This window comes from Thermobifida cellulosilytica TB100, assembly GCF_001517975.1.
Lineage (GTDB): Bacteria > Actinomycetota > Actinomycetes > Streptosporangiales > Streptosporangiaceae > Thermobifida > Thermobifida cellulosilytica.
Window position 1 is genome coordinate 1,414,604 of the sequence record NZ_KQ950180.1, and the last position, 20,053, is coordinate 1,434,656.

The window sequence follows — 20,053 nt, forward strand, 5'->3', positions numbered from 1 at the left end:
GCTGAAGAGGCCAAGGTGGTGACTGATGACCGGGCATGTCGTCCTGTCCGATGCGGCTCGGGAGTTGTTCGGCGAGACATTGCCCGTGGCGCAGCGGTACGCCGAGCTGCTGGCGGATGTGGGGGTGACCCGTGGGCTGATCGGTCCGCGTGAGGTTCCGCGCCTGTGGGAGCGGCACCTGATGAACTGCGCCGTCGTCGAGGAGTTGATCCCGCAGGGGGCCGATGTCATCGACATCGGCTCCGGTGCTGGACTTCCCGGAGTGGTGCTGGGGATACTGCGTCCCGACCTGTCGGTGACACTCCTGGAGCCGCTGCTGCGCCGGACGGTCTTCCTACAGGAGTGTGTGGACCTCCTCGAATTGGACAACGTCACGGTGGTTCGAGGGCGCGCCGAAGAGGTCCAGAAGAAGCTGAAGGCGGACTTCGTGACCGCTCGGGCCGTCGCTCCACTGCCCAAGCTCATCGGGTGGGCGTTGCCGCTTCTCCGCAAGGGGGGAAGTCTGCTGGCGCTGAAGGGGGAACGGGCGGAGGCCGAACTGGAGGCCGCCCGCCAAGATTTGTCCAAACAGCGTCCTAACACCGCAGACGTCATCCGAGTGGGGAGCGGTAAAGTCGATCCAGCTACCACGGTCGTTCGCGTCACGGTCACGACTGATCTTGAGGCTGGGAGCAAGGGGGCCCCGTCCAAGTCCCAACGCGCGCCGGGCGGTAGGAAGAAGCGCGGACGGAAGAGGTGAACTCATTCGTGTCCCACAACCACTCCGATGGCGCCCATGTTTCACGTGAAACTTTCCACTACGAGACGCGCAGCGCCATCCCGGCTGAGCTCGACATGACCGGTGCGCATGTTTCACGTGAAACCGTGCTTGGTGGAACCGGCTCCGAAGCGGTCGACGAGAGTTTCGCCGCGGATTTCGACACGCCGATTGCCCGCGCCGCCCGTGCAGCGATGAGCGCGCGAGGACGTGCGGGAGAGACGTGGCCGCGCCCCGAACGGTGCCGCATCATGAGCGTCGCCAACCAGAAGGGCGGCGTCGGCAAGACGACCACCACGGTCAACCTCGCGGTGGCGCTCGCCATGCACGGCAACCGGGTCCTGGTGGTCGATCTGGACCCCCAGGGGAACGCATCCACAGCCCTGGGAATGGAACGGACGCCCGACTCCCGCTCGATCTACCATTGCCTGGTAGAGGACGAGGAGATCCGGGAACTGGCACGTCCCGTGCCGGACGTCCCGAACCTGTGGTGTGTGCCGGCCACGATCGACCTGGCAGGAGCAGAGATCGAACTGGTCTCCCTGGTCGCCAGGGAGTCCCGGCTGAAGAGGGCGTTCAGCGCCTACGATTCCAAGGACCTCGACTACATCCTGATCGACTGCCCGCCCTCTCTGGGGCTGTTGACGGTCAACGCCATGGTCGCCTGCCAGGAGGTGCTGATTCCCATCCAGTGCGAGTACTACGCGCTGGAGGGTGTGGGGCAGTTGCTGCGCAACATCGAGCTGGTGAAGTCGCACCTCAACCCGGATCTCTTCATCTCCACGGTTCTGCTCACGATGTACGACGGACGGACCCGCCTGGCGGCACAGGTCGCGGAGGAGGTCCGCGGGCACTTCGGAGACCTGGTGCTCAGGACGATGATCCCCCGGAGCGTCCGCGTGTCCGAGGCACCGAGCTACGGCCAGTCGGTCATGACCTACGACCCCGCGTCGACCGGGGCCATGGCCTACCTGGACGCCGCTCGTGAGCTCGCCTTCCGGGTGCAGAGTCGCGTGGAGAACCGGTGAAGCGAACCACTATGGGAGCTGAAGGGAGACGGCGTTGAGCCAACAGCGGCGCGGTCTTGGCAAAGGGCTGGGGGCGCTCATCCCACAGGGACCGTCGATGGCGGTGGCCGGAGTCAACCGGGACCACCCGGGGGCCGGTCAGACCGTCAACGGAGCCTATCTGGAGGAGATCCCGCTCGACGCGATCACTCCCAACCCCCGACAGCCGCGGCACCACTTCGACGAGGAGGCCCTTGAGGAGTTGACGGCCTCGATCGCCGAGGTGGGACTCCTGCAACCCGTGGTGGTCCGCAAGACGAACCGCGGTGTGGGCGCTGACGCCAAGTACGAGCTCATCATGGGGGAACGGCGGTGGCGGGCGAGTCAGCGTGCCGGACTCGAACGGATCCCGGCGATCGTCCGGGAGACCCCCGACAACGAGATGCTCCGGGACGCGCTGCTGGAGAACCTGCACCGCCAGGAACTCAACCCGCTGGAGGAGGCCGCCGCCTACCAGCAGCTCCTGGACGACTTCGGGGTGACCCACGAGGAGCTGGCCAAGCGGATCGGGCGTTCTCGGCCGCACATCAGCAACACGCTCCGGTTGCTCAACCTGCCCCCCTCGGTGCAGAGCAAGGTCGCCGCCAGGGTGATCAGCGCCGGCCATGCCAGGGCGTTGCTCTCGGTGGAGGACCCCGAACAGCAGGAGCACCTCGCGCACCGCATCATCGCGGAATCGCTCTCCGTGCGCGCCCTGGAGGAGATCATCGCGCTCGGAGAGACGGAACCCCCCGCGAAGCGTCGGAAGCCCGCGCGCAGGGAAGCCTCGCCGGAACTCGAAGAGGTGGCCAACCGGCTCTCCGACCTCCTCGACACCCGCGTGAAGGTCAACATGGGCCGGAACAAGGGGAAGATCGTCGTGGAGTTCGCCACCAAGGAGGACCTGGAGCGCATCCTGGCCGCAATGGCTCCGGGCGCGGCGGGCAGCAACTGAGACACCCCGTCCCGGGTGAACGCCCTCCGGCGGTGACGCCTTCTCGCTGTCACGGGGCGGGGAGGACCGGACAAGCCGAACGGGCCGCGGAACACCGGTCAGCGTCGGGCTGCTGGGCAGCCGTACGCGACCGTGTTCCGCGGCCCGTCAGTGTTTCACGTGAAACCTCGGCCCGCGGCGGCCGTAAGGAGCTACAGGTACTCCGCCAGCTCCTTCTCGATGAGGCGCTTCGGCTTGGCGCCGACGAGCTGCTTCACGACCTCGCCGTTCTTGTAGAGGTTGAGGGTGGGCAGACCCATCACCCCGTACCGACGCACCGTGTCCGGGTTCTGGTCGGCGTTGATCTTGACGACGGTCAGCTTGCCCGCCTGCTCCTCGGCGATCTGCTCCAGGACCGGGGCGATCATCTTGCAGGGACCGCACCAGTCGGCCCAGAAGTCGACCAGGACCGGAAGCTCGCTCTTGAGGACCTTCTCGTCGAAGGTGGCGTCGGTGACGGTCTGAACGGCACCCATTCAGTTGCTCCTCATCTTCGGGGTGGGACGGAAAGTCGGTTCAGCGGGGACCGGAACGGGGCCGCGCTCAGTCGGCCAGTTCGGTCAGGTAGCGCTCGGCGTCCAGGGCCGCCGCGCACCCGCTCCCCGCTGCGGTGATGGCCTGGCGGTAGCGGTGGTCGACCACGTCGCCGCAGGCGAACACACCGGGGATGTTGGTCCGGGTGGTGGGGGAGTCGACCTTCAGGTAGCCCTCCTCGTCGAGGTCGAGCTGCCCCTTGAAGAGGTCCACGCGGGGGTCGTGGCCGATCGCGATGAACACCCCGCTGACGTTGAGGGTGCTCTCCTCGCCGGTCACCCGGTTGCGCAGGCGCACCGCGTTGACCTTGGTGTCGCCGAGGATCTCGGTCACCTCGCTGTTCCAGACGAACGAGATCTTCTCGTTGGCGAAGGCGCGGTCCTGCATGATCTTGCTGGCGCGCAGTTCGTCGCGACGGTGGATGACCGTGACGGAACGGGCGAACCGGGTGAGGAAGGTCGCCTCCTCCATCGCGGTGTCGCCGCCGCCGACGACCGCGATGTCCTGGTCACGGAAGAAGAAGCCGTCACAGGTGGCGCACCAGGAGGTGCCCCGGCCGGAGAACTCGTCCTCGCCGGGGACGCCGAGCTTGCGGTACCCGGAGCCGGTGGCGACGATCACCGCGTGCGCACGGTAGGTCTGGTCGCCGGCCTTGACCACCTTCGGGGTGGCGGTGAGGTCGACCTCGGTGACGTCCTCGGGGAGAAGTTCGGCGCCGAACCGCTCGGCCTGCTTGCGCATGTTGTCCATCAGTTCGGGGCCCATGATCCCGTCGGGGAACCCGGGGAAGTTCTCCACCTCGGTGGTGTTCATCAGCGCGCCACCCGCTGTGATGGAGCCCTCGAAGACGAGAGGCTTCAGTTCGGCGCGGGCCGCGTACACAGCGGCGGTGTACCCCGCGGGCCCGGAACCAATGATGATCACATTACGGACGTCAGTCACAGCGGTCAGACCCCTTGCACACTCATGCTGTCGTTGGGACAGGAGAACCGTTCACTTCAACCGATGGTAGGCGTCGGTGATTCCCCACGGGCACGGTGATACGGGAAGACCGCCGGGCGTCTGGACCGGGCTTCTCCGACACAGGAGCCCTGTCTCGGACAAGCCCGGTCCAGACTCTCACTCCCCGCTGTTCGAAAGAACCGCGGAGGTGACGACCGCGGACGCGGGATCGTCCTTCTCGCCGCAGTCCGGCTGGACCACCCGGATCTCGTGGCCGTTGTCGGCGGCGGGGAAGAGCATGATCCACGCGGGAGAGCCCTCGTAGGAAGCGAGGTCCACCAAGATCGGTGCGGCGCCGTAGACCTCGTTGAGCGCGTCGACGCACGAGGTGACCGTCGCGGGGACGGCCTCGTCGGCCTTGGGCGTGAGCGGCTCGGACTCCGCTGCCCCGTCGGAGCCGGACAGGGCGGAGCGGCCGAGCAGCTCGGCCCCCTGGTCGGCCAGGGCGTCCGAGGTGTAGTCGGTGCCGCTGGAGACCACCGCCAGCCGGTACGGCAGCGCTGCCTGGGGCGAAGTCTGCTCGAACACGACTGCGGAGTCGGTGGTGTCGGAGGAGGTGAAGAGGCTGCTGAGCACCGCCGTCCCCGCGCCCAGCACGAACACGGCTGCCGCGGCGGCGACGAGGAACGGCGTCCAACGGGCGGGACCGTGCGACCGTCGGAGCGGCCGTACCTTCGCGTTCTCGTCGGACGGAGTCAGCGGGACCACCGGGGCCCCGGAAGGAACGGGGTGCTTCCTCGCCTCGGCACGCAGCGCCTCGTCGATGCGCTCGACGAGCCCGTCCGGCATCGGCGGCACCGGGGTGGAAGCCAGGATCTGCGTCACCTCCCGCAATGCCGCAAGCTGTGCCCGGGCCTCCTCGGACTCGGCGAGCCAGGCCCGCACCTCCTGCTCCCGCTCCTTGTCGTGGAGCTCTCCTTCGGCGAATAACGCGAGTGTCTCGGGATCCACATGAGACGTCACGATCTCCTGCCACCTCCTTTCGGAGATGGGACGTCTGGGGAGTCGCCAGGGTTCCTGAGATGAACAAGATAAGGCAGAAGTCGAGCGCGACCTCGCGCACACCGGCTCTTCACCGTGCCGGGGGCGACGTCCAGGATCTTCGCGGCGTCCTCGACCCGGTAGCCGAGCATGTCCACGAGGACGAGGGCGAGCCGCTGCTCGACGGGGAGGTACTCCAGCGCGGCGTGGACGTCGAGGGAGGTGTCGCTGCGCCCGGTGGGGTCGGGGACGGAGCCGCCGTGCTCGTTGGAGAGCAGGTCGAGGGTGTGGTCCTCCGTGGGGACTGCGGGACGGACCATCCTGCGGCGCAGCCGGTCGTGGCAGGCGTTGATGACGATGCGGTGCAGCCAGGTGCTGACCATCGCCTCCCCGCGGAACCGGTGTGCACCGCGGAACGCGGACAGGAAGGCGTCCTGAAGCGCGTCCGCGGCCTCCTCCTGGTCGCCCAGCACGCGGATCGCCACCGCCCACAGCCGGGCGCGGTGGCGCCGCACGAGTTCGTTGAAAGCGTGTTCGTCACCCTGGTTGTGTCTGAACAGCAGCTCTTTGTCGGGGATCTCCTGAACCGCGTCGGTCACCGTGTTCACTGAATTCCGCGTAGCTCGACCTCGTTGACTGTGCCCCGGTATTTGCCACCGTCCTCGGGAAGGGGGGAGACGAACCAGACCACCACGTACCGCCCGGTGGCGGGTTCGTCCAGCTTAATGGGGACCTTCCCGGTTACTCCAGAGCCCGTCCAGACAGGTTCTTCGTCCCCGCCGGGAGCCGCACCGGGTTCGCTGCGCACGTACAGCTCGACACTGTAGCTGCCGCTGCCGAACGTGATGTCCGCTTCGTGGATCTCCACCTCGCCGCCCATGTCGACGAGCAGGCCGACACCCTCCTTGAAGTTGCCGAATTCCGCGGTGTTGTAGCCCTCGGTGTTCCAGTGAGTCGAGGGGTCGCCGTCGATGGTGAACCGAGCCTTGTCGTTGTGCTCGTTGTTGTCGCCGGTGGGCGGCGGATCGAACCCGGTCGCACTCGCAGGGGTGAGCACGTCCACCTCGACGTCACCGTTGTCGCTGGGCACCTCGGCGGTCTGCGGGCCCGGACCGCCGGTGTTCATGGCCGCGCCGAGCATCCAGGCGCCCATCACCACGGCGACGAAGACGAGCAGGGCCACGGCGCCGATCAGGATCCGGTTGGCCAGGGAGCCCTCGGAACGCGGCGGGGGCGGCGGCGGGGTGCGACGGCGCGGGGTGCGGGGAGCCCGGGGTGCGGAGTTCGCCGCCGCAGCCACGTCGAGCTGGCCGGAGGAGCGGGAGGTGCCTGTGGGCGGAGGCGGCGGCGGGGCGGCCTGGGCCATCGGGATCGGGACCACCCGGGGCACGTCGGCGAGGGCGTCGGCGAACTCCTGCGGGGTGCGCAGCGGCCCCTCACGGCCGCTCGCCTGGAAGGCCGCGCGGCAGACGATCTCGTTGAGCCGTTCGGGGATGCCCGCGATGATCTGGGTGGGTTCGCACGGACGCCCCGAGACGACCGGGGCGGGACGCAGACCGGTGGGTTCGGGGCCCGGCCAGTATCCGGTGAGTGCGGCGTACAGCAGCCGGCCCAGGCCCTGGGCGTCCACGGTCTGGGGTGATTCGACGGTGATGTCGTGCAGCGCAGCGTCGAGCCCTAGACCGGTCACCTTGACCGCACCGCCGACGCTCCAGACCAGTTTGTCCGGGGTCAGGTGCAGGTGGTGGATGCCGACCTGGGCCGCGGCGGTGAGCGCCTCGGCGGCTTCGGCCACCAGGCCTGCGGCCCGTTCGGGCTCCAGGGGACCGTTGCGCAGCAGGTCCGACAGGGTCGTGCCGGAGATCCACTCCTGGACCACGTACGGGGTGGTGCCGGAGTCGTCGGCGTCGAACACCTGCGTGACGCGGGCATCGGAGACACGACTGGCCGCGCGGGCGGCACGGACCGCCTCACTGGTACGGCTGAAGCCGTCGGCGAACGTCCAGACCCCGACGGGGCGCGCAAGGGTCTCGTCGGTCGCCTTCCACAGCGAGGCTCCGCTGGTCTCGCTCACCAATTCGTCGAGTCGATAGCGATTGGCGAGCCTCGCACCGGGCTCAATCATGAAGGTGCTCATACCGGGAGTGACGGACGGGAGGGCCGACGTGAGGCTGGCCTCCCTGCTGCCGGGCCATAGCGCCTGTCCTCAACCTCCCTTCGGGCAGCTAAGAAGAAACCGAACTTTGGGGCAGAGTCACGCCGTTCCATGCTAGGACGCTTGACCCTGCCTTCCGGAGGACATGGGGCGGGAACAATCAGAAACATCGTGGGCACGTCAGTTCCTCCCGGACCGTGGAGGATTCGGGGTTCCCGATGATCAGCGTCCGAACAGGCGGTCGTGCACCCTTTCCGTAATAATTGTGACTTCCGTCACGATTGCTGGTTCTGGCCGTGGAGAACGACGAAACCGCACCGACCGATTCCGAACGCGCCGGAACCCCGGGACACCCCGGGACGGGCCCTCGGCAGGCCCTGCCGGTGCGGATACCGCATCCGCCACACCGAACACTATGCCGTAGCACGGACACGTGCGACAGCCCGAGAAAATCCTGTGAGGCGGATCGCCCCGCACGGACACGCGGGAGCCGGGGCGCACGAGCCCGGCCGGGACGCCCTCCCGGGCCGGGTCACCCGCGCCGCAGCCGGGACTTGACCAGCTCCGTCACCGCCTGGAGCTCGCCCACCCGCAGCAGCTTGGTGGCGAGCAGGAACACCGGCAGCGCCAGCAGGCAGCCCACCACCGGAGCGCCGATGTTGACCACCAGCCCGGAGCCGAACCACGCCCGGAACAGCTCCAGCACGCCCCACCCGACCAGGACGCTGGGCGCGGCGGCCAGGTACAGCCGGACCAGGGTGCCGAGGATGCGGCGCCCGTCCAGACCGCCCAGCCGACGGCTGAGCACGAAGCCGCCGATGAGCAGTCCCACCAGGAAGGAGCTCATGAACCCGCCGGCCACGCCGACGACCACCAGGTGGGGCGGCAGCGTCCAGGAGGCGAGCAGCGCCAGCGCGCCGTGCACGGCGATGTTGCCGATGCCGAGGAACGCGGGCGTGCGGGTGTCGCCCAGCGCGTAGAACACCCGCAGCATCAGTTGGAAGACGGTGAAGGGCAGCAGCCCCAGGGACATCACCATCAGGATGTTGCCGATGTTCGCGGCGTCGCCGTCGCCGGTGTTGCCGTGCGCGAACAGCAGCACCGCGACCTCGGTGGAGTACAGCGAGATCGCCAGGGACAGCGGCACCAGGATCAGCGCGGAGACGCGCAGGGTGCGGGAGAACCCGGCGCGCACCTCGTCCCAGCGCTCGTCCACGGCGAACGCGCTCATCTGCGGCAGCAGCACCGTGATCAGGGACACCGCGATGATCGCGTACGGCAGTTGGAAGAGCTGGTAGGCGTAGCTGTAGGCGGTGAGGCCAGCGCCCGCGTCCGCGTCGCCCGCCGCGTTCGCCGCGACGTTCGCCCCCGTGGCGATCTGCGAGGTGATCACGAAGCCGAGCTGGGTCGTGAGGGTGTACAGGAACATCCACCCGGCCGTGCGCAGCGCCTCGCCCAGTCCGGAGCCGCGCAGGTCCAACCGCGGCCGCCACCGGTACCCGGACCGCCACAGCGACCCCATCAGGACGACGGTCTGGAGGACCATGCCGCAGGTGGTGCCCAGGCCCAGGAGGACCTGGTCGGCGGCGGTCACCGTCTCCACGGTGTCGCCGGTGCCCACGAACAGGAACAGCACGCCGACGGCGATGATCACCAGGTTGTTGAGCACGGGGGCCCACACCGGGGCGCCGAACTTGTCCCGGGTGTTCAGCATGGCGCTGATCAGGCCGCTCATGCCGACGAAGAACACCTGGGCCAGCAGGAAGCGGGCCAGGAACACCGACACCTCGGCCTGCGCGGGCAGGAAGTCGCTCGCGTACAACTGGATCAGCGGCCCCGCGAGCAGGATCGCCGCCGCCGTCACCACCACCAGCAGCAGCACGGCGCTGGTGAACAGGCGGTCCTCGGTGGCCTTGCCGCCGTCGGCGTCCTGCTTGCGCCGCCGCACCAGGAACGGCACGATCACGCTCGCCATCAGACCGCCGATGAGCAGGTCGTTGATGATGAACGGGATGGTGTTGGCGACGTTGTAGGCGTCGCCGAGCAGTTGTGTGCCCAGGGCCGCGGCGAGCACGACGGTGCGGAAGAACCCGGTCACCCGCGACACCATCGTCCCGGCCGCCATGACCATGCTGGAGCGCATCATCCCGCTCCGGGTCGCCGAGCCCTGCCCCGACGGCGTCGCGTCGGCGGGGTCGGGGGCGGAGTCGGCGGGGGGACGGCGGTCCGCGTCGCTGGCGGGGCCGCCGACGGGTTCGTCGCTGTCGCTGGTGATGTCGGTCGCCACCGGTGTGGCTCCTTTCGACGACGTCGACGGCCGTACCGCCGACACCGGGGTGTGGTCGTGGTGGGAAGGGTGCGTCGTGGTGGAGGCCAGGGGCTGGTGACCGGAGCGGTGCGGCTCAGGAGCGGGTGTCCTCAGCGCTCTCTCCGTTCTGTTCGCCGACCTGGCCCCTGTCATTGTGGGGCATCGTGCTGCCGACAGTCTCGTCGTCGGCCGCGGTGGGTCCGTCCGGGGCGGGCCCCGCGGCGGCCGACTCGTCCCCCCGCGCCCGCTCCCGCTGCCACCTGCGCACGGCCCGCGGGGCCAGGGCGGTGACCAGCACCAGGGCGGCGACACCGCTGATGATCAGCGCTCCGCTGCCCAGGCCGGTGGCGTTGACCGGGATGGTGGTCGGGGTGTCGGTGATCGGCTCGCCGTCGGCGTTGTGCAGGCTCAGGTGCAGCACGGTGCGGCCGTTGACGGTGGCCGAGAGCGGCACGTACACGGTGGTCTTGCCGCCGGGGCCGATCTCCATGGACTCGGTGTAGTCGCCGATCGACAGGCGTTCGGAGTTCTCCGAGAAGATCGACAGGTGGACGGTCACCGACTGGTCGCTGAGGTCGTTGGCGACCAGCACGCCGAGGGTGCCGTTCTTGCTGGCCAGCGTGATGGGGTCGCCGGGGATGACGTAGATCTTGCCCTTGTGCTCCTGCACGGCCTGGTCCACCCGGTCCAGCACGGTGTCGGCGCCCTCGTCGTCCCGGCGCCACCAGGCCGACTCCAGCCGCAGCACGGCGGGCCGGAACGGGTCCTGGCCCTCCTCCAGCACGCTGTTGAACAGTTGGACCTGGCGGCGGATGCTGCCGAGCCGGTCCAGGTGGTCGGCGCCGAGCTGGGCGTCGGCGGCCTTGTCCGGGTAGGTGAGGCCCTTGCGGTCCTCGGCGTCGGCCTCGCCCGCCCGCACCTCGGTGAGGGAGACCGGGGAGAGCCAGGGCAGGTTCTCGGTGGCGTCGAGCAGCCCGGTGGCGTAGGCGGCGCTGGGGTCCCAGTCCTGGGGCGGCGCCAGGACGACGGTCCTCTTGGCGTCGGGGGCCTCCGCGGCGATCATCGCGGTCTCCGCGACGAACCGCTGTAGGGCGAGAGCGCTGGAGCCGGGGGTGTGCGTGTCGGCGCCCAGGACCCGGCTGAGCCCGCGGTCGATGACGAGGGCGGTGCCCTTCTCGCCTCCGGGCAGGGACAGCGGCGCCGCGCCGCTGGGGGTGTGTCCGAGCCAGTTCTGCGCGGGCATCGCCGACTCGTCGAGGAGGAAGGTGGTGGCGCCGTGGGAGTGCAGGAACTCCAGGGTGGCCTTGTCCATGACGCCGTCGGCGGGCCAGGCGAGCCCGGTGTCGGCCTCGCGGCCCAGGAGCGAGGCCACGGTGGAGCGGCTCAGTTCGACCGCGGTCTGGGCGTCTCCGGCGAGGTCGGCGCCGAGCAGCGCGGGCAGGTCGGGGTTGGCGTAGGGCACGGCCAGCACGGGGTCCTCGGCCAGCCACAGCCGCGCGTGGGCCAGCCAGACCTGGGCGTCGGTGGTGGCCTCGTGCTCCTCCAGGGCGGGGCCCGACCCGTCGGCGTTGGACAGCGACCAGTAGCTGCGCTCGCCGAGGCGGTGGATGTCGTCGAGGAGGGCGGGGTCCACCGCCCAGGTGATGGGGACCGGGTCGGCGGTGGTGGGCGCCTTCTCCGGGGTGGGGCCGGGCTGCGCCTCGGTGTCGTCGGGGGCGGAGGTCGCGGCGGGCGAGGAGGAGGGGGCGGGCGAGGGGGAGGGCGAAGGGCTCTGCGTGGCCGTCTCCTCGGGGCCCGGGGTGGGGCCGGTGTAGGAGGAGTCGATCTCGCCGTCCTGGGCGCCGATGGTGAGCAGGCGGCCCAGCCTCCCGTCCTCGGTCAGCTCCGCGGCGAGGTCGGAGGTGAGGTAGGTGTCGTCGTCGGCGCGCTGCGGGCGGTCCATGAGCGGCCACACCCAGGCCGTCTGGAGCTTCTTCGGCTTCTCGGAGCCGGTGTAGGTCAGGAAGGTGTGCACCTCCCCGAGCTCGCCCTCCTGCCCGCTCGTGGCCTCGAGGATGACGGGGTAGACCCCGAAGCCGCCGTAGAGGTCCAGGTCCTCGGCGTCGGCCTTCAGCTCGAACGAGGCCGCGGAGCCGGGGGGCAGCGGCGTGTTATCCGGGGAGGTGGTGGGGCCCGACTGGTAGGGGGCGGTGTCCGGGCTGTCGGAGTGCCGTTCCAGGGCCTTGCGGTCGGCCAGCGGGTAGGGCGAGTAGCGCAGCCGCACGGTGATGTCGTCGAGAGTGCGGTCGGTGGTGTTGATGACCAGGCCCCTGATGGTGACGGTGGTCTTCTCGCCCACCGCGGCCGGGGTGATCTCGGATACAGCCAGGGCGGGGAGCTGGGTGTCGTCGGCGGTCGGCAGGACCGCGGCGAGCCGGGACGGCGGCTCGGCGGCCTCGGCCGACGGGGCGGAGGGGAGCGGGGTCAGTGCCGGAAGCACCGCCAGGGCGGTGGCAACGACCGCGCCCAGGTGAGCAATTCGACGCACGCCTCTGGGTCTTCCGAATCGTTGGACGGTCGGCAGGAGCCGCCGTACGGATGGCTCCACAGAATAGAAGAGTCCCCGGGGGGCCGTGACGGCCGCGGAACGGGACCCGTGGGACGTCCTCCGCCGACCGCCGCGGGCGGTTGGGAACGGGGGACAGGCGCGGGGGATGCACGTCCCGTCCTGAGACGACGATACCTTCTGTGCTCCGGCGGAGCGGCGGAGACGGGGACGGGAGGGCCGTACCGGGCGGGAACTGATTCGCCATGGCCGAGTGCGGACACCTAATCTCTGTGGCTGTGTCGAACAGTGCGTTTCCAGAACCGGTTCCTGACTCCCCGGCCTCCGGGGCCACGTTGACGCGCGAGCAGCGCTTGGCGGTCGACCGGCTGTTGCGTTCGGTCGGTCCGGCAGTGGCCGAACTGGGCGAGCGGTTCGCCGCCGCGGGACACGAGCTGGCGGTCGTCGGCGGTCCCGTGCGCGACGCGCTGCTGGGACGTGAGGTGCACGACATCGATCTGACCACCGACGCGGTGCCGCAGCGCGTGCTGGAACTGGTGGACGGCTGGGCCGACGCGGTGTGGACGATCGGCATCGAGTTCGGCACGGTGGGCCTGCGCAAGGGCGGCCAGCAGATCGAGATCACGACGTACCGGAGCGAGACGTACCGGGTCAAGTCGCGCAAGCCGGAGGTCAGGTACGGCGACTCGCTCTACGGGGACCTGGTCCGGCGGGACTTCACGGTCAACGCCATGGCGGTCCGCCTGCCCGGCGGTGAGTTCGTGGACCCGTTCGGCGGTCTGGCCGACCTGGAGCAGCGCGTCCTGCGCACGCCGGGCAAGCCGGAGGACTCGTTCAACGACGACCCCCTGCGGATCATGCGCGGCGTGCGGTTCGCGGCGCAGTTGGGGTTCTCCCTGGCCGACGAGGTGTGCACCGCCGCGTCCGCGATGGCGGAGCGGCTGCGGATCGTCTCCGCCGAGCGGATCCGGGACGAGCTCGTCAAGCTGATGCTGAGCCCGAACCCGAGGGTCGGGGTGGCCCTGATGACGGAGCTCGGCGTGGCCGACCACGTGCTCCCCGAGATCCCCAAGCTCAAGCTCACCGTCGACGAGCACCACCGGCACAAGGACGTCTACGAGCACTCGCTGACCGTGCTCGACCAGGCCATCGACCTGGAACGGGCCCGCGGCATGGAGCCCGACCTGGTGCTGCGCCTGGCCGCGCTGCTGCACGACATCGGCAAGCCCAAGACCCGCGCCTTCGAGCCGGGGGGCAAGGTCACCTTCCACCACCACGAGGTGGTGGGGGCGTCGATGAGCAAGAACCGGCTGAGCGCGCTGCGCTTCCCCAAGGACGTCGTCAACGACGTCTCCAAGCTGGTCCTGCTCCACCTGCGGTTCCACGGCTACGGCAAGGGGGAGTGGACCGACTCCGCGGTGCGCCGCTACGCGCGCGACGCGGGGCCGCTGCTGTCGCGGCTGCACATCCTGACCCGCGCCGACTGCACCACGCGCAACCGGCGCAAGGCCGCGGCGCTGGCCCGCGCCTACGACGACATCGAGCGGCGGATCGAACGGCTGGCCCAGGAGGAGGAGCTGGCCAAGATCCGTCCGGACCTCGACGGCAACGAGATCCAGGAGGTGCTGGGGATCGGCCCGGGGCCGATGGTCGGCCGGGCGTGGCGGTACCTGCTGGAGCTGCGGCTGGAGAACGGCCCCATGAGCAAGGAGGCGGCGACCGAGGCGTTGCGCCGCTGGGCGGCCGAGCAGGAGTAGCGGCCCGCGCCGCCCGTCGGCCGACCCCGGGAACACGGACGGTGACCCGGGGTCGGTCACACTCCGGAGTGCTGTGGTGGCGCATCGGGGCGCGAACGGCTGCAATGGTGCGCCGACGGGGCGGCAGGCAGTCGTTTTCCGTGGTTACCAGGCAGTGTTTTCCGTTTTGTGTCCTTGCGCTGCGTGATCTTTCTCGGTGGCGGGTTTCGCCGTGGTTTCCGGGAGGTGAACCGGGGGCGCCGGTTCGGCGGCGGCGTATTTTATGAGCGTGATCTCTGTCACTGAACTCGGGGTGGGGAGGCGCTGCGCGGGTCCGGAGGAGGGGAAGAGGACCGACCGTCGTCACTGAGAGTAGTCGGCTTCGGAGGAGAGATCAGCTTCCGCATCCCGGAAGAAACTCCGGGGCACGGCTTCTGACCTGGGCGGATGCTCCGCCTCTCGGCGTGGGCGGAGAATGTGCGCAGTGGTTGCCAAAATCTCGAAAAATCCCTATTGGTCCTGCTAGGGTCACCCATCATCCTGTCCGCCCTGGTACGGACGCCACTACATGGCGGAACAGTGCAGTGGTAGGAGAGGAGTACCGAGGTCAGACGGCCCGTCGATGTCACTGAGGGTAAGGGGAGGGTGTGAGAGGTCGGCCCACCGAGGACGGCGGCGTGCAGCCGCCGGACGCCTCGCTCGCAGGCAGGAAGCCAGAGCAACAGGACCGGCGGCCGGCCCGGTCGTGGTGGCGCAGGCTGACCGGGAGACGGAAGCAGGCCCCGGCCCCCGCCCTGGCCGCGCCGGAGCCGGAGATCGTCTCGCCGGCCGAGAGCCGGGAGACCGCCCCGGACGATCCGCAGAACCTGCTGCCCACCGCGCTGGCCACCCTGGCCATGCGCGACCTCACCCTCGTCGACTCGCTGCTGGCCTTCGTCGAGCAGCTCGAGCGCCAGGAGGACGACCCCGAACAGCTCAAGGTGCTGTTCCAGATCGACCACCTCGCCACCCGGATGCGGCGCAACGGCGAGAACCTGCTGATCCTCGCGGGCCACGGCGGACAGGGCAAGCACACCGAACCGGTCCCGCTGCTCGACGTCGTCCGCGCCGCGATGTCCGAGGTGAGCGAGTACACCCGGGTCCAGCTCCAGGACCTGCCCCAGGACGCGGCAATCTCCCCCGACGCCGCCGACGACCTCAGCCACCTCGTCGCGGAGCTGCTGGACAACGCCATCGCCTTCTCGGCGGCCAAACTCCCGGTCGTCGTCCGCGGACGGATCGGGGCGGACGGCGCGCTCCTGATCGAGGTCGTCGACGACGGGATCGGCATTCCGGCCGAGCGCCTCGACCAGCTCAACCGGTGGCTCGCCACGCCGCCGCAGTTGAGCGAGGACGTCGTCCGGCACATGGGGCTCTACGTGGTCAGCAGGCTCGCCGCCCGCCAGAACGTCAGCGTGCAGTTGCAGACCCGCCCCTTCAGCGGGACCACCGCCTACGTCAGGATCCCCGGCGAGCTGGTCACCGCGGTCCCGCCCGTCCCCCAGACTCCCCGGACGCCCCGGCCGCCCGCCGGGACGCCGGCCCTCCCGCCGGTCGGTCGGCGCGGCCCCCAGCCGAGCCCTCCCGCCCCCACCCGCACGGGGGCGAGCGGCCTGCCCCGCCGGGAGTCCAAGCGCAACCGCCGGACGACCCCTGCGTCCCCGCCGCCTCCTGCGCCTCCCCCGCCCCGGCAGGACAAGCCGGTGCGCCCCTCCGCACCGGCCGCCGGCAGCGGCGAACTGTGGGAGCTCCCGCAGCGCCGCCGCTCCTCGGACGCTCCGCCCCGCCGCAGGGCCGGAGTGGAGGGGACAGCCCCGGAAGGCGGCCGGGGTCCCCGGGACGCGTCCGCCGGGGCCTTCTCGGGGCAGCCGCCCGGGTTCGCCGAACGCATCCGCGCCGACCTGGAAGGGCTCCTCAGCGGACAGGCTGAGGCGGCCCGGGAGATCGCGTCGAGGAGTCAGGGGAACAGCACCCCGGGTGCAGAAAGAGCGATGGAGAAATGACCGATTCCCATTCCGAGGTAGAGAAGTTCAACTGGGTCATCGACAACTTCGTCCGCGACGTCCCGGGCGTGAACCATGCCGCGGTGGTCTCGGCCGACGGACTGTTGCTCGCCCGCTCCCAGGGACTGCCACTGGAGGAGGCCGAGCAACTGGCGGCCGTGGCAAGCGGGATGGTCAGCCTCGCCCAGGGCACCTCGCGCATGTTCGACCAGGGCGAGGTGGAGCAGACCATCGTCCGCATGCGGCGGGGGCACCTCTTCCTCACCTCGATCGGGGACGGCTCGTGCCTGGCCGTACTGGCTGCCAGCGACTGCGACATGAAGATCGTCGGCTACCAGATGGCACTGCTCGTGGAGACCACCGGGCACGTCCTCACACCCAAGCTGCGGGGCGAGCTCCGCGAAGCGCTCATCAACTGACGGCGGCCGAAGAAGACACCCGGGAAGGCGCAGCATGATCCCCACGCCACCGCCAGGGGCGAGCAGGCGCGTGCGTTCCTACGCCCTGACGCTGGGACGTACGAGACCCTCCCTGCCCCTGCTGCTGGAAACGCTCGTCACCGCTGTGGACCCCGGTCCCGGCGGGCTCGCCGGGATGACCCCGGAACAGCGGAACATCTACCTGGCCTGCACCGAGTCGCGGTCGGTCACCGAGATCGCCACGACGGTCCAGTTGCCCATCGGCGTGGTGCGCGTGCTCATCAGCGACCTCGCCCAACAGGGCAAGGTGGAGATCCACCGCACCGTCGGCAGCGGCCCGCAGGCGGACACCGAACTCCTGGAGAGGATTCTTCATGGGCTTCACGCCATTGCCGGGTAGCGCCCCCAAGAAGGTGTCAGCGAAGATCGTCGTGGCCGGCGGCTTCGGGGTCGGCAAGACGACGCTGGTCGGATCGGTCTCCGAGATCCCCCCGGTCAACACCGAGGCGATCATGACCCAGGCCAGCGTGCCCCACGACGACCTCTCCAGGACGCCCGACAAGCAGACGACCACCGTCGCCATGGACTTCGGGCGCATCACCATCGCCCAGGACCTGATCCTCTACCTGTTCGGCACCCCTGGCCAGGCCCGGTTCTGGTTCATGTGGGAGGATCTGACCCGCGGGGCGATCGGTGCGGTCATCATCGTCGACACCCGTCGCCTGGAGGATTCCTTCCAGGCCATCGACTACTTCGAGAAGTACACCGACCTGCCCTTCCTGATCGCGGTCAACCACTTCGAGGGCGTGCCCATGCACCCCGTCGAGGACATCCGCAACGCGCTGGACCTCGACGACGACGTGCCCGTCGTCGTGTTCGACGCCCGGGACCGGAGGCAGTCGGCGGGGGTGCTGGCGAAGCTGGTCGAGTACACCATGAACTTCAACGCCGACCCGGCGTTGAGTCGGTGACCGCCCGGGGAGTGACATGCGCAGGATTCTGATCGTCGGTGCGGGCCAGTCCGGGCTGCAACTGGGCCTGTGCCTGCTACAGCACGACTACGACATCACCATCATGACCGCGCGCACCGCCTCCGAGCTCGCCTCGGGCCGGGCGGTGTCGGTGCAGTTGCTCACCAGCGACCAACTGGACCTGGAGCGCGCCTACGGGCTGGACCTGTGGGAGGGCAAGGCCCCGCCCGTCAGGGGCAGCAGGTTGAGCGGCAAGGGCAACTTCGGCAACGCCTCCTACGACTGGACCGGCTACTACCGCCGTCCCGCGCAGTCGGTGGACGAGCGGGTGAAGATGTCGGTCTGGCTGGACCTGTTCGAGAAGATGGGCGGCCAGGTGGTCATCCACCCGGTGACCGTCTCCGACCTGGACTACCTGGTCGGCATGTACGACCTGACGATCATCGCGGCCGGCCAGTCCGGCCTGGCCGAGATGTTCTCCGTCACGCACGACTGGCGGGCGCAGGGGATGCCCGAGTTCCGCAGCGCGATCGCCTACGTCACCGCCGCCGAGGACGACCCCTACGCCGAGGTCCAGACCGGGGGGTGGATCCCCGACGTCGGCCACCTGGTCAGCCTGCCCAGCTACTCGCTGAACGGACCCTGCCGCCTGCTGTGCATCAGCGCTCCGACGGTCGACGGCGTGGAGATGGCCTCGTGGCCGTCCCGGATGCGGCCCCAGCGGCAGTTGGAGCTGATGCTGGAGGGGATCAAGCACCTTCCCGAGCTGTACGAGATCTACAAGGACGCCGAACTCGTCGACCCCAAGGCGGTCGCCATGGACCCCACGCGCCCCCTCGTGCGCGACCCGGTGGCGGTGCTGCCCTCGGGCGGGAAGGTGCTGGGCATCGGCGACACCCTCATCACGACCGGTCCGGGGTTCGCCCAGAACGCCAACAACGAGTGCCGCAGCGCGGACATCTACCTGAAGGCGATCCTGGAGCACGGCGACCAGCCGTTCGACGAGGACTTCATGCGCGCCACCTTCGCCCGCTTCGAGGAGTTCGCCCGCCCCTTCTACAGCGACCTGGTCGTCCTCATCACCACGCTTCCACCGCACGTCCTCGAGGTGTACGAGACGGCCAACACCTGCCAGGCGGTGGCCGACCGGTTCGTGGAGGGCTTCAACGACCCGGCCGACATGCTGAGCTGGCTGGGCGACCCGGAGGCCACCCGGGCCTTCCTCGCCGAGGTCGCCGGGGGCTGACGACCGGGCCGCGGGCCGGTCAGTCCCCGGCGAGGACCCGGGGCCGCCGCTCCGGGACGGCCCAGTAGAGGGCCATGGCCCCGTAGCCCGCGGCCATCGCCGTCACCACCGGGGCCGACACCCCCGACGGGGGGACCGCCAGCGCGGCCACCGCGGCGGCGGCGACGAACGCGGCGTTGAAGAGCATGTCGTAGACGGAGAAGACCCGTCCCCGGTAGGCGTCGTCGACGTGCCGCTGGACCAGGGTGTCCACGGTGACCTTGACCCCCTGGGAGACCACGCCGAGCACGAACCCCGCGACGGGGAACACCGCGGCGTCGAACGGGAGCCCGAACACCAGCAGCGCCGCCGCCCCCGCGGCCAGCAGCGCGGCGATCCACGTCCGGGCGCGCATCCGCTCCCGCGCCCACGGGGTGGCGACCGCCCCGGCCAGGAAGCCGACGGCGGAGGCCGCCATCGTCACGCTGAACGAGGCGAACCCGGCGGTGCCGCCCTCGGTGAAGGTGTTGTTGTACAGCAGCAGCGTCATGATCGTGGAGATGCCGTACAGGAAGCGGTGCCCGGCGATCGTGGCCAGGCCGTCCCGGGCCGGACGGCGCCCCCAGATGTGCCGCGCCCCGTCGGCCAGTCCGGTCAGCACGTTCCGCAGCGCCCTGCGCACCCGCGAGGACTCGGCGGCCAGGTCGGGGCCCAGCTCGGCGCGGCCGAGCGTCAGCGAGACCAGGCCGGCCGCGGCGAAGCCGACGCCCGCTCCGGCCAGGATCAGCGCGGTGCCTACCGGGCCGTCCCCGCCCAGCAGGCGCAGCCCCGCCCCCGCGCCCGCGCCGAGGAAGGCGGCCGCGGTGCCGCAGGTGGGGGTGACCGCGTTCGCCATGACCAGCCGGTCCTCCGGCACCACGTGCGGCAGCGCGGCCGAGAGCGCGGAGAGGAAGAAGCGGTTGACGCTCAGCAGGAGCAGCGCGGCCAGCAGGAACGGCGCTCCGTCCGAGCCCGCGGCCACCAGCGCCGCCGTGAGCCCCGCGAGTGCGGCCTTGGCCAGCGCGGAGAACAGGAGGACCTGGCGGCGCTGCCACCGGTCGATGAGCACCCCGGCGAACGGCCCCACGACGGAGAACGGCAGGAGCAGCACGGCGAACGCCGCCGCCACCGCTCCTGCCGTGGTGTGCTGTTCGGGGGAGAAGAAGACGTAACCGGCCAGCCCGGCCTGGTAGACGCCGTCGGAGAACTGCGAGGCCACCCGGGTCCCGAAGAGCCTGCGGAACCGGGGGCCGCGCAGTACCTCGCGCAGGTCGCCGTGGAAGGACACCCGACCAGGGT

Annotated in this window: 17 protein-coding genes; 9 read left to right on the forward strand and 8 right to left on the reverse strand. The window is 70.1% G+C overall.

Annotation, left to right across the window (positions count from 1 at the left end; all coding sequences use genetic code 11):
- Positions 1 to 25: 25 nt before the first annotated feature.
- From rsmG to AC529_RS06065, 3 genes are read left to right on the forward strand one after another with little or no spacing between them, the layout of a single operon-like run.
- The gene (gene rsmG, locus AC529_RS06055) at positions 26 to 739 is read left to right on the forward strand and encodes a 16S rRNA (guanine(527)-N(7))-methyltransferase RsmG (RefSeq protein WP_068754233.1); all 714 of its coding nucleotides are present in this window, start codon (positions 26 to 28) and stop codon (positions 737 to 739) included.
- Between the two features lie 8 nt (positions 740 to 747).
- On the forward strand, positions 748 to 1,785 hold the full coding sequence (locus AC529_RS06060; protein ID WP_068754601.1) for a ParA family protein: 1,038 nt from the start codon (positions 748 to 750) through the stop codon (positions 1,783 to 1,785).
- Positions 1,786 to 1,819: 34 nt separating this feature from the next.
- Positions 1,820 to 2,758 (forward strand): ParB/RepB/Spo0J family partition protein, encoded by a 939-nt coding sequence (locus tag AC529_RS06065; RefSeq protein ID WP_068754234.1) that lies wholly within the window; start codon positions 1,820 to 1,822, stop codon positions 2,756 to 2,758.
- Positions 2,759 to 2,949: 191 nt separating this feature from the next.
- Here AC529_RS06065 and trxA read toward each other — a convergent pair whose 3' ends face one another.
- The 7 genes from trxA to AC529_RS06100 all read right to left on the reverse strand — a co-directional run bounded on the left by trxA (position 2,950) and on the right by AC529_RS06100 (position 12,304).
- Complete coding sequence (gene trxA / locus AC529_RS06070) at positions 2,950 to 3,273, reverse strand: thioredoxin (RefSeq protein ID WP_068754236.1); 324 nt, start codon at positions 3,271 to 3,273, stop codon at positions 2,950 to 2,952.
- Between the two features lie 67 nt (positions 3,274 to 3,340).
- Positions 3,341 to 4,273 (reverse strand): thioredoxin-disulfide reductase, encoded by a 933-nt coding sequence (gene trxB, locus AC529_RS06075; RefSeq protein ID WP_068754239.1) that lies wholly within the window; start codon positions 4,271 to 4,273, stop codon positions 3,341 to 3,343.
- A 177-nt stretch (positions 4,274 to 4,450) separates the two neighbouring features.
- Positions 4,451 to 5,296: an anti-sigma factor family protein gene (locus AC529_RS06080; protein ID WP_068754241.1), complete on the reverse strand. Its 846-nt coding sequence runs from the start codon at positions 5,294 to 5,296 to the stop codon at positions 4,451 to 4,453.
- A complete protein-coding gene (gene sigM, locus AC529_RS06085) occupies positions 5,293 to 5,922 on the reverse strand; it encodes an RNA polymerase sigma factor SigM (RefSeq protein WP_198156300.1) in 630 nt (209 codons plus the stop codon). Before sigM ends, AC529_RS06080 begins: the two co-directional genes overlap by 4 nt.
- Entirely contained in the window at positions 5,919 to 7,451 is a 1,533-nt protein-coding gene (locus AC529_RS06090; RefSeq protein ID WP_068754244.1) for a protein kinase family protein, read from the reverse strand. The genes sigM and AC529_RS06090 overlap by 4 nt, the downstream gene beginning before the upstream one ends.
- A 550-nt stretch (positions 7,452 to 8,001) precedes the next feature.
- On the reverse strand, positions 8,002 to 9,756 hold the full coding sequence (gene murJ / locus AC529_RS06095; protein ID WP_068754246.1) for a murein biosynthesis integral membrane protein MurJ: 1,755 nt from the start codon (positions 9,754 to 9,756) through the stop codon (positions 8,002 to 8,004).
- Between the two features lie 115 nt (positions 9,757 to 9,871).
- A complete protein-coding gene (locus AC529_RS06100) occupies positions 9,872 to 12,304 on the reverse strand; it encodes a DUF6049 family protein (RefSeq protein ID WP_232306590.1) in 2,433 nt (810 codons plus the stop codon).
- A gap of 290 nt (positions 12,305 to 12,594) precedes the next feature.
- Here AC529_RS06100 and AC529_RS06105 point away from each other — a divergent pair, with 290 nt between their 5' ends.
- The 6 genes from AC529_RS06105 to AC529_RS06130 all read left to right on the forward strand — a co-directional run bounded on the left by AC529_RS06105 (position 12,595) and on the right by AC529_RS06130 (position 18,736).
- Positions 12,595 to 14,079 carry a CCA tRNA nucleotidyltransferase gene (locus AC529_RS06105; RefSeq protein WP_232306591.1) on the forward strand — a complete coding sequence of 495 codons (1,485 nt, stop codon included), beginning with the start codon at positions 12,595 to 12,597 and terminating at the stop codon, positions 14,077 to 14,079.
- Between the two features lie 626 nt (positions 14,080 to 14,705).
- Positions 14,706 to 16,100, forward strand: coding sequence for a sensor histidine kinase (locus tag AC529_RS06110; RefSeq protein WP_157080063.1), 1,395 nt, complete (start codon positions 14,706 to 14,708; stop codon positions 16,098 to 16,100).
- Entirely contained in the window at positions 16,097 to 16,519 is a 423-nt protein-coding gene (locus tag AC529_RS06115) for a roadblock/LC7 domain-containing protein (protein ID WP_068754253.1), read from the forward strand. Before AC529_RS06110 ends, AC529_RS06115 begins: the two co-directional genes overlap by 4 nt.
- Positions 16,520 to 16,589: 70 nt before the next feature.
- Positions 16,590 to 16,919: a DUF742 domain-containing protein gene (locus AC529_RS06120; protein WP_198156301.1), complete on the forward strand. Its 330-nt coding sequence runs from the start codon at positions 16,590 to 16,592 to the stop codon at positions 16,917 to 16,919.
- A gap of 13 nt (positions 16,920 to 16,932) precedes the next feature.
- Complete coding sequence (locus AC529_RS06125; RefSeq protein WP_068754257.1) at positions 16,933 to 17,490, forward strand: GTP-binding protein; 558 nt, start codon at positions 16,933 to 16,935, stop codon at positions 17,488 to 17,490.
- A 16-nt stretch (positions 17,491 to 17,506) separates the two neighbouring features.
- Entirely contained in the window at positions 17,507 to 18,736 is a 1,230-nt protein-coding gene (locus tag AC529_RS06130) for a styrene monooxygenase/indole monooxygenase family protein (RefSeq protein WP_068754259.1), read from the forward strand.
- Between the two features lie 19 nt (positions 18,737 to 18,755).
- Here AC529_RS06130 and AC529_RS06135 read toward each other — a convergent pair whose 3' ends face one another.
- Positions 18,756 to 20,042 carry an MFS transporter gene (locus tag AC529_RS06135; RefSeq protein ID WP_068754261.1) on the reverse strand — a complete coding sequence of 429 codons (1,287 nt, stop codon included), beginning with the start codon at positions 20,040 to 20,042 and terminating at the stop codon, positions 18,756 to 18,758.
- Positions 20,043 to 20,053: the final 11 nt, after the last annotated feature.

Coding starts and splice junctions, on each gene's coding strand:
- AC529_RS06115 (WP_068754253.1), top strand. CDS start 16,097: ATGACCGATTCCCATTCCGAGGTAGAGAAGTTCAACTGGGTCATCGAC.
- rsmG (WP_068754233.1), top strand. CDS start 26: ATGACCGGGCATGTCGTCCTGTCCGATGCGGCTCGGGAGTTGTTCGGC.
- AC529_RS06130 (WP_068754259.1), top strand. CDS start 17,507: ATGCGCAGGATTCTGATCGTCGGTGCGGGCCAGTCCGGGCTGCAACTG.
- trxA (WP_068754236.1), bottom strand. CDS start 3,273: ATGGGTGCCGTTCAGACCGTCACCGACGCCACCTTCGACGAGAAGGTC.
- AC529_RS06090 (WP_068754244.1), bottom strand. CDS start 7,451: ATGAGCACCTTCATGATTGAGCCCGGTGCGAGGCTCGCCAATCGCTAT.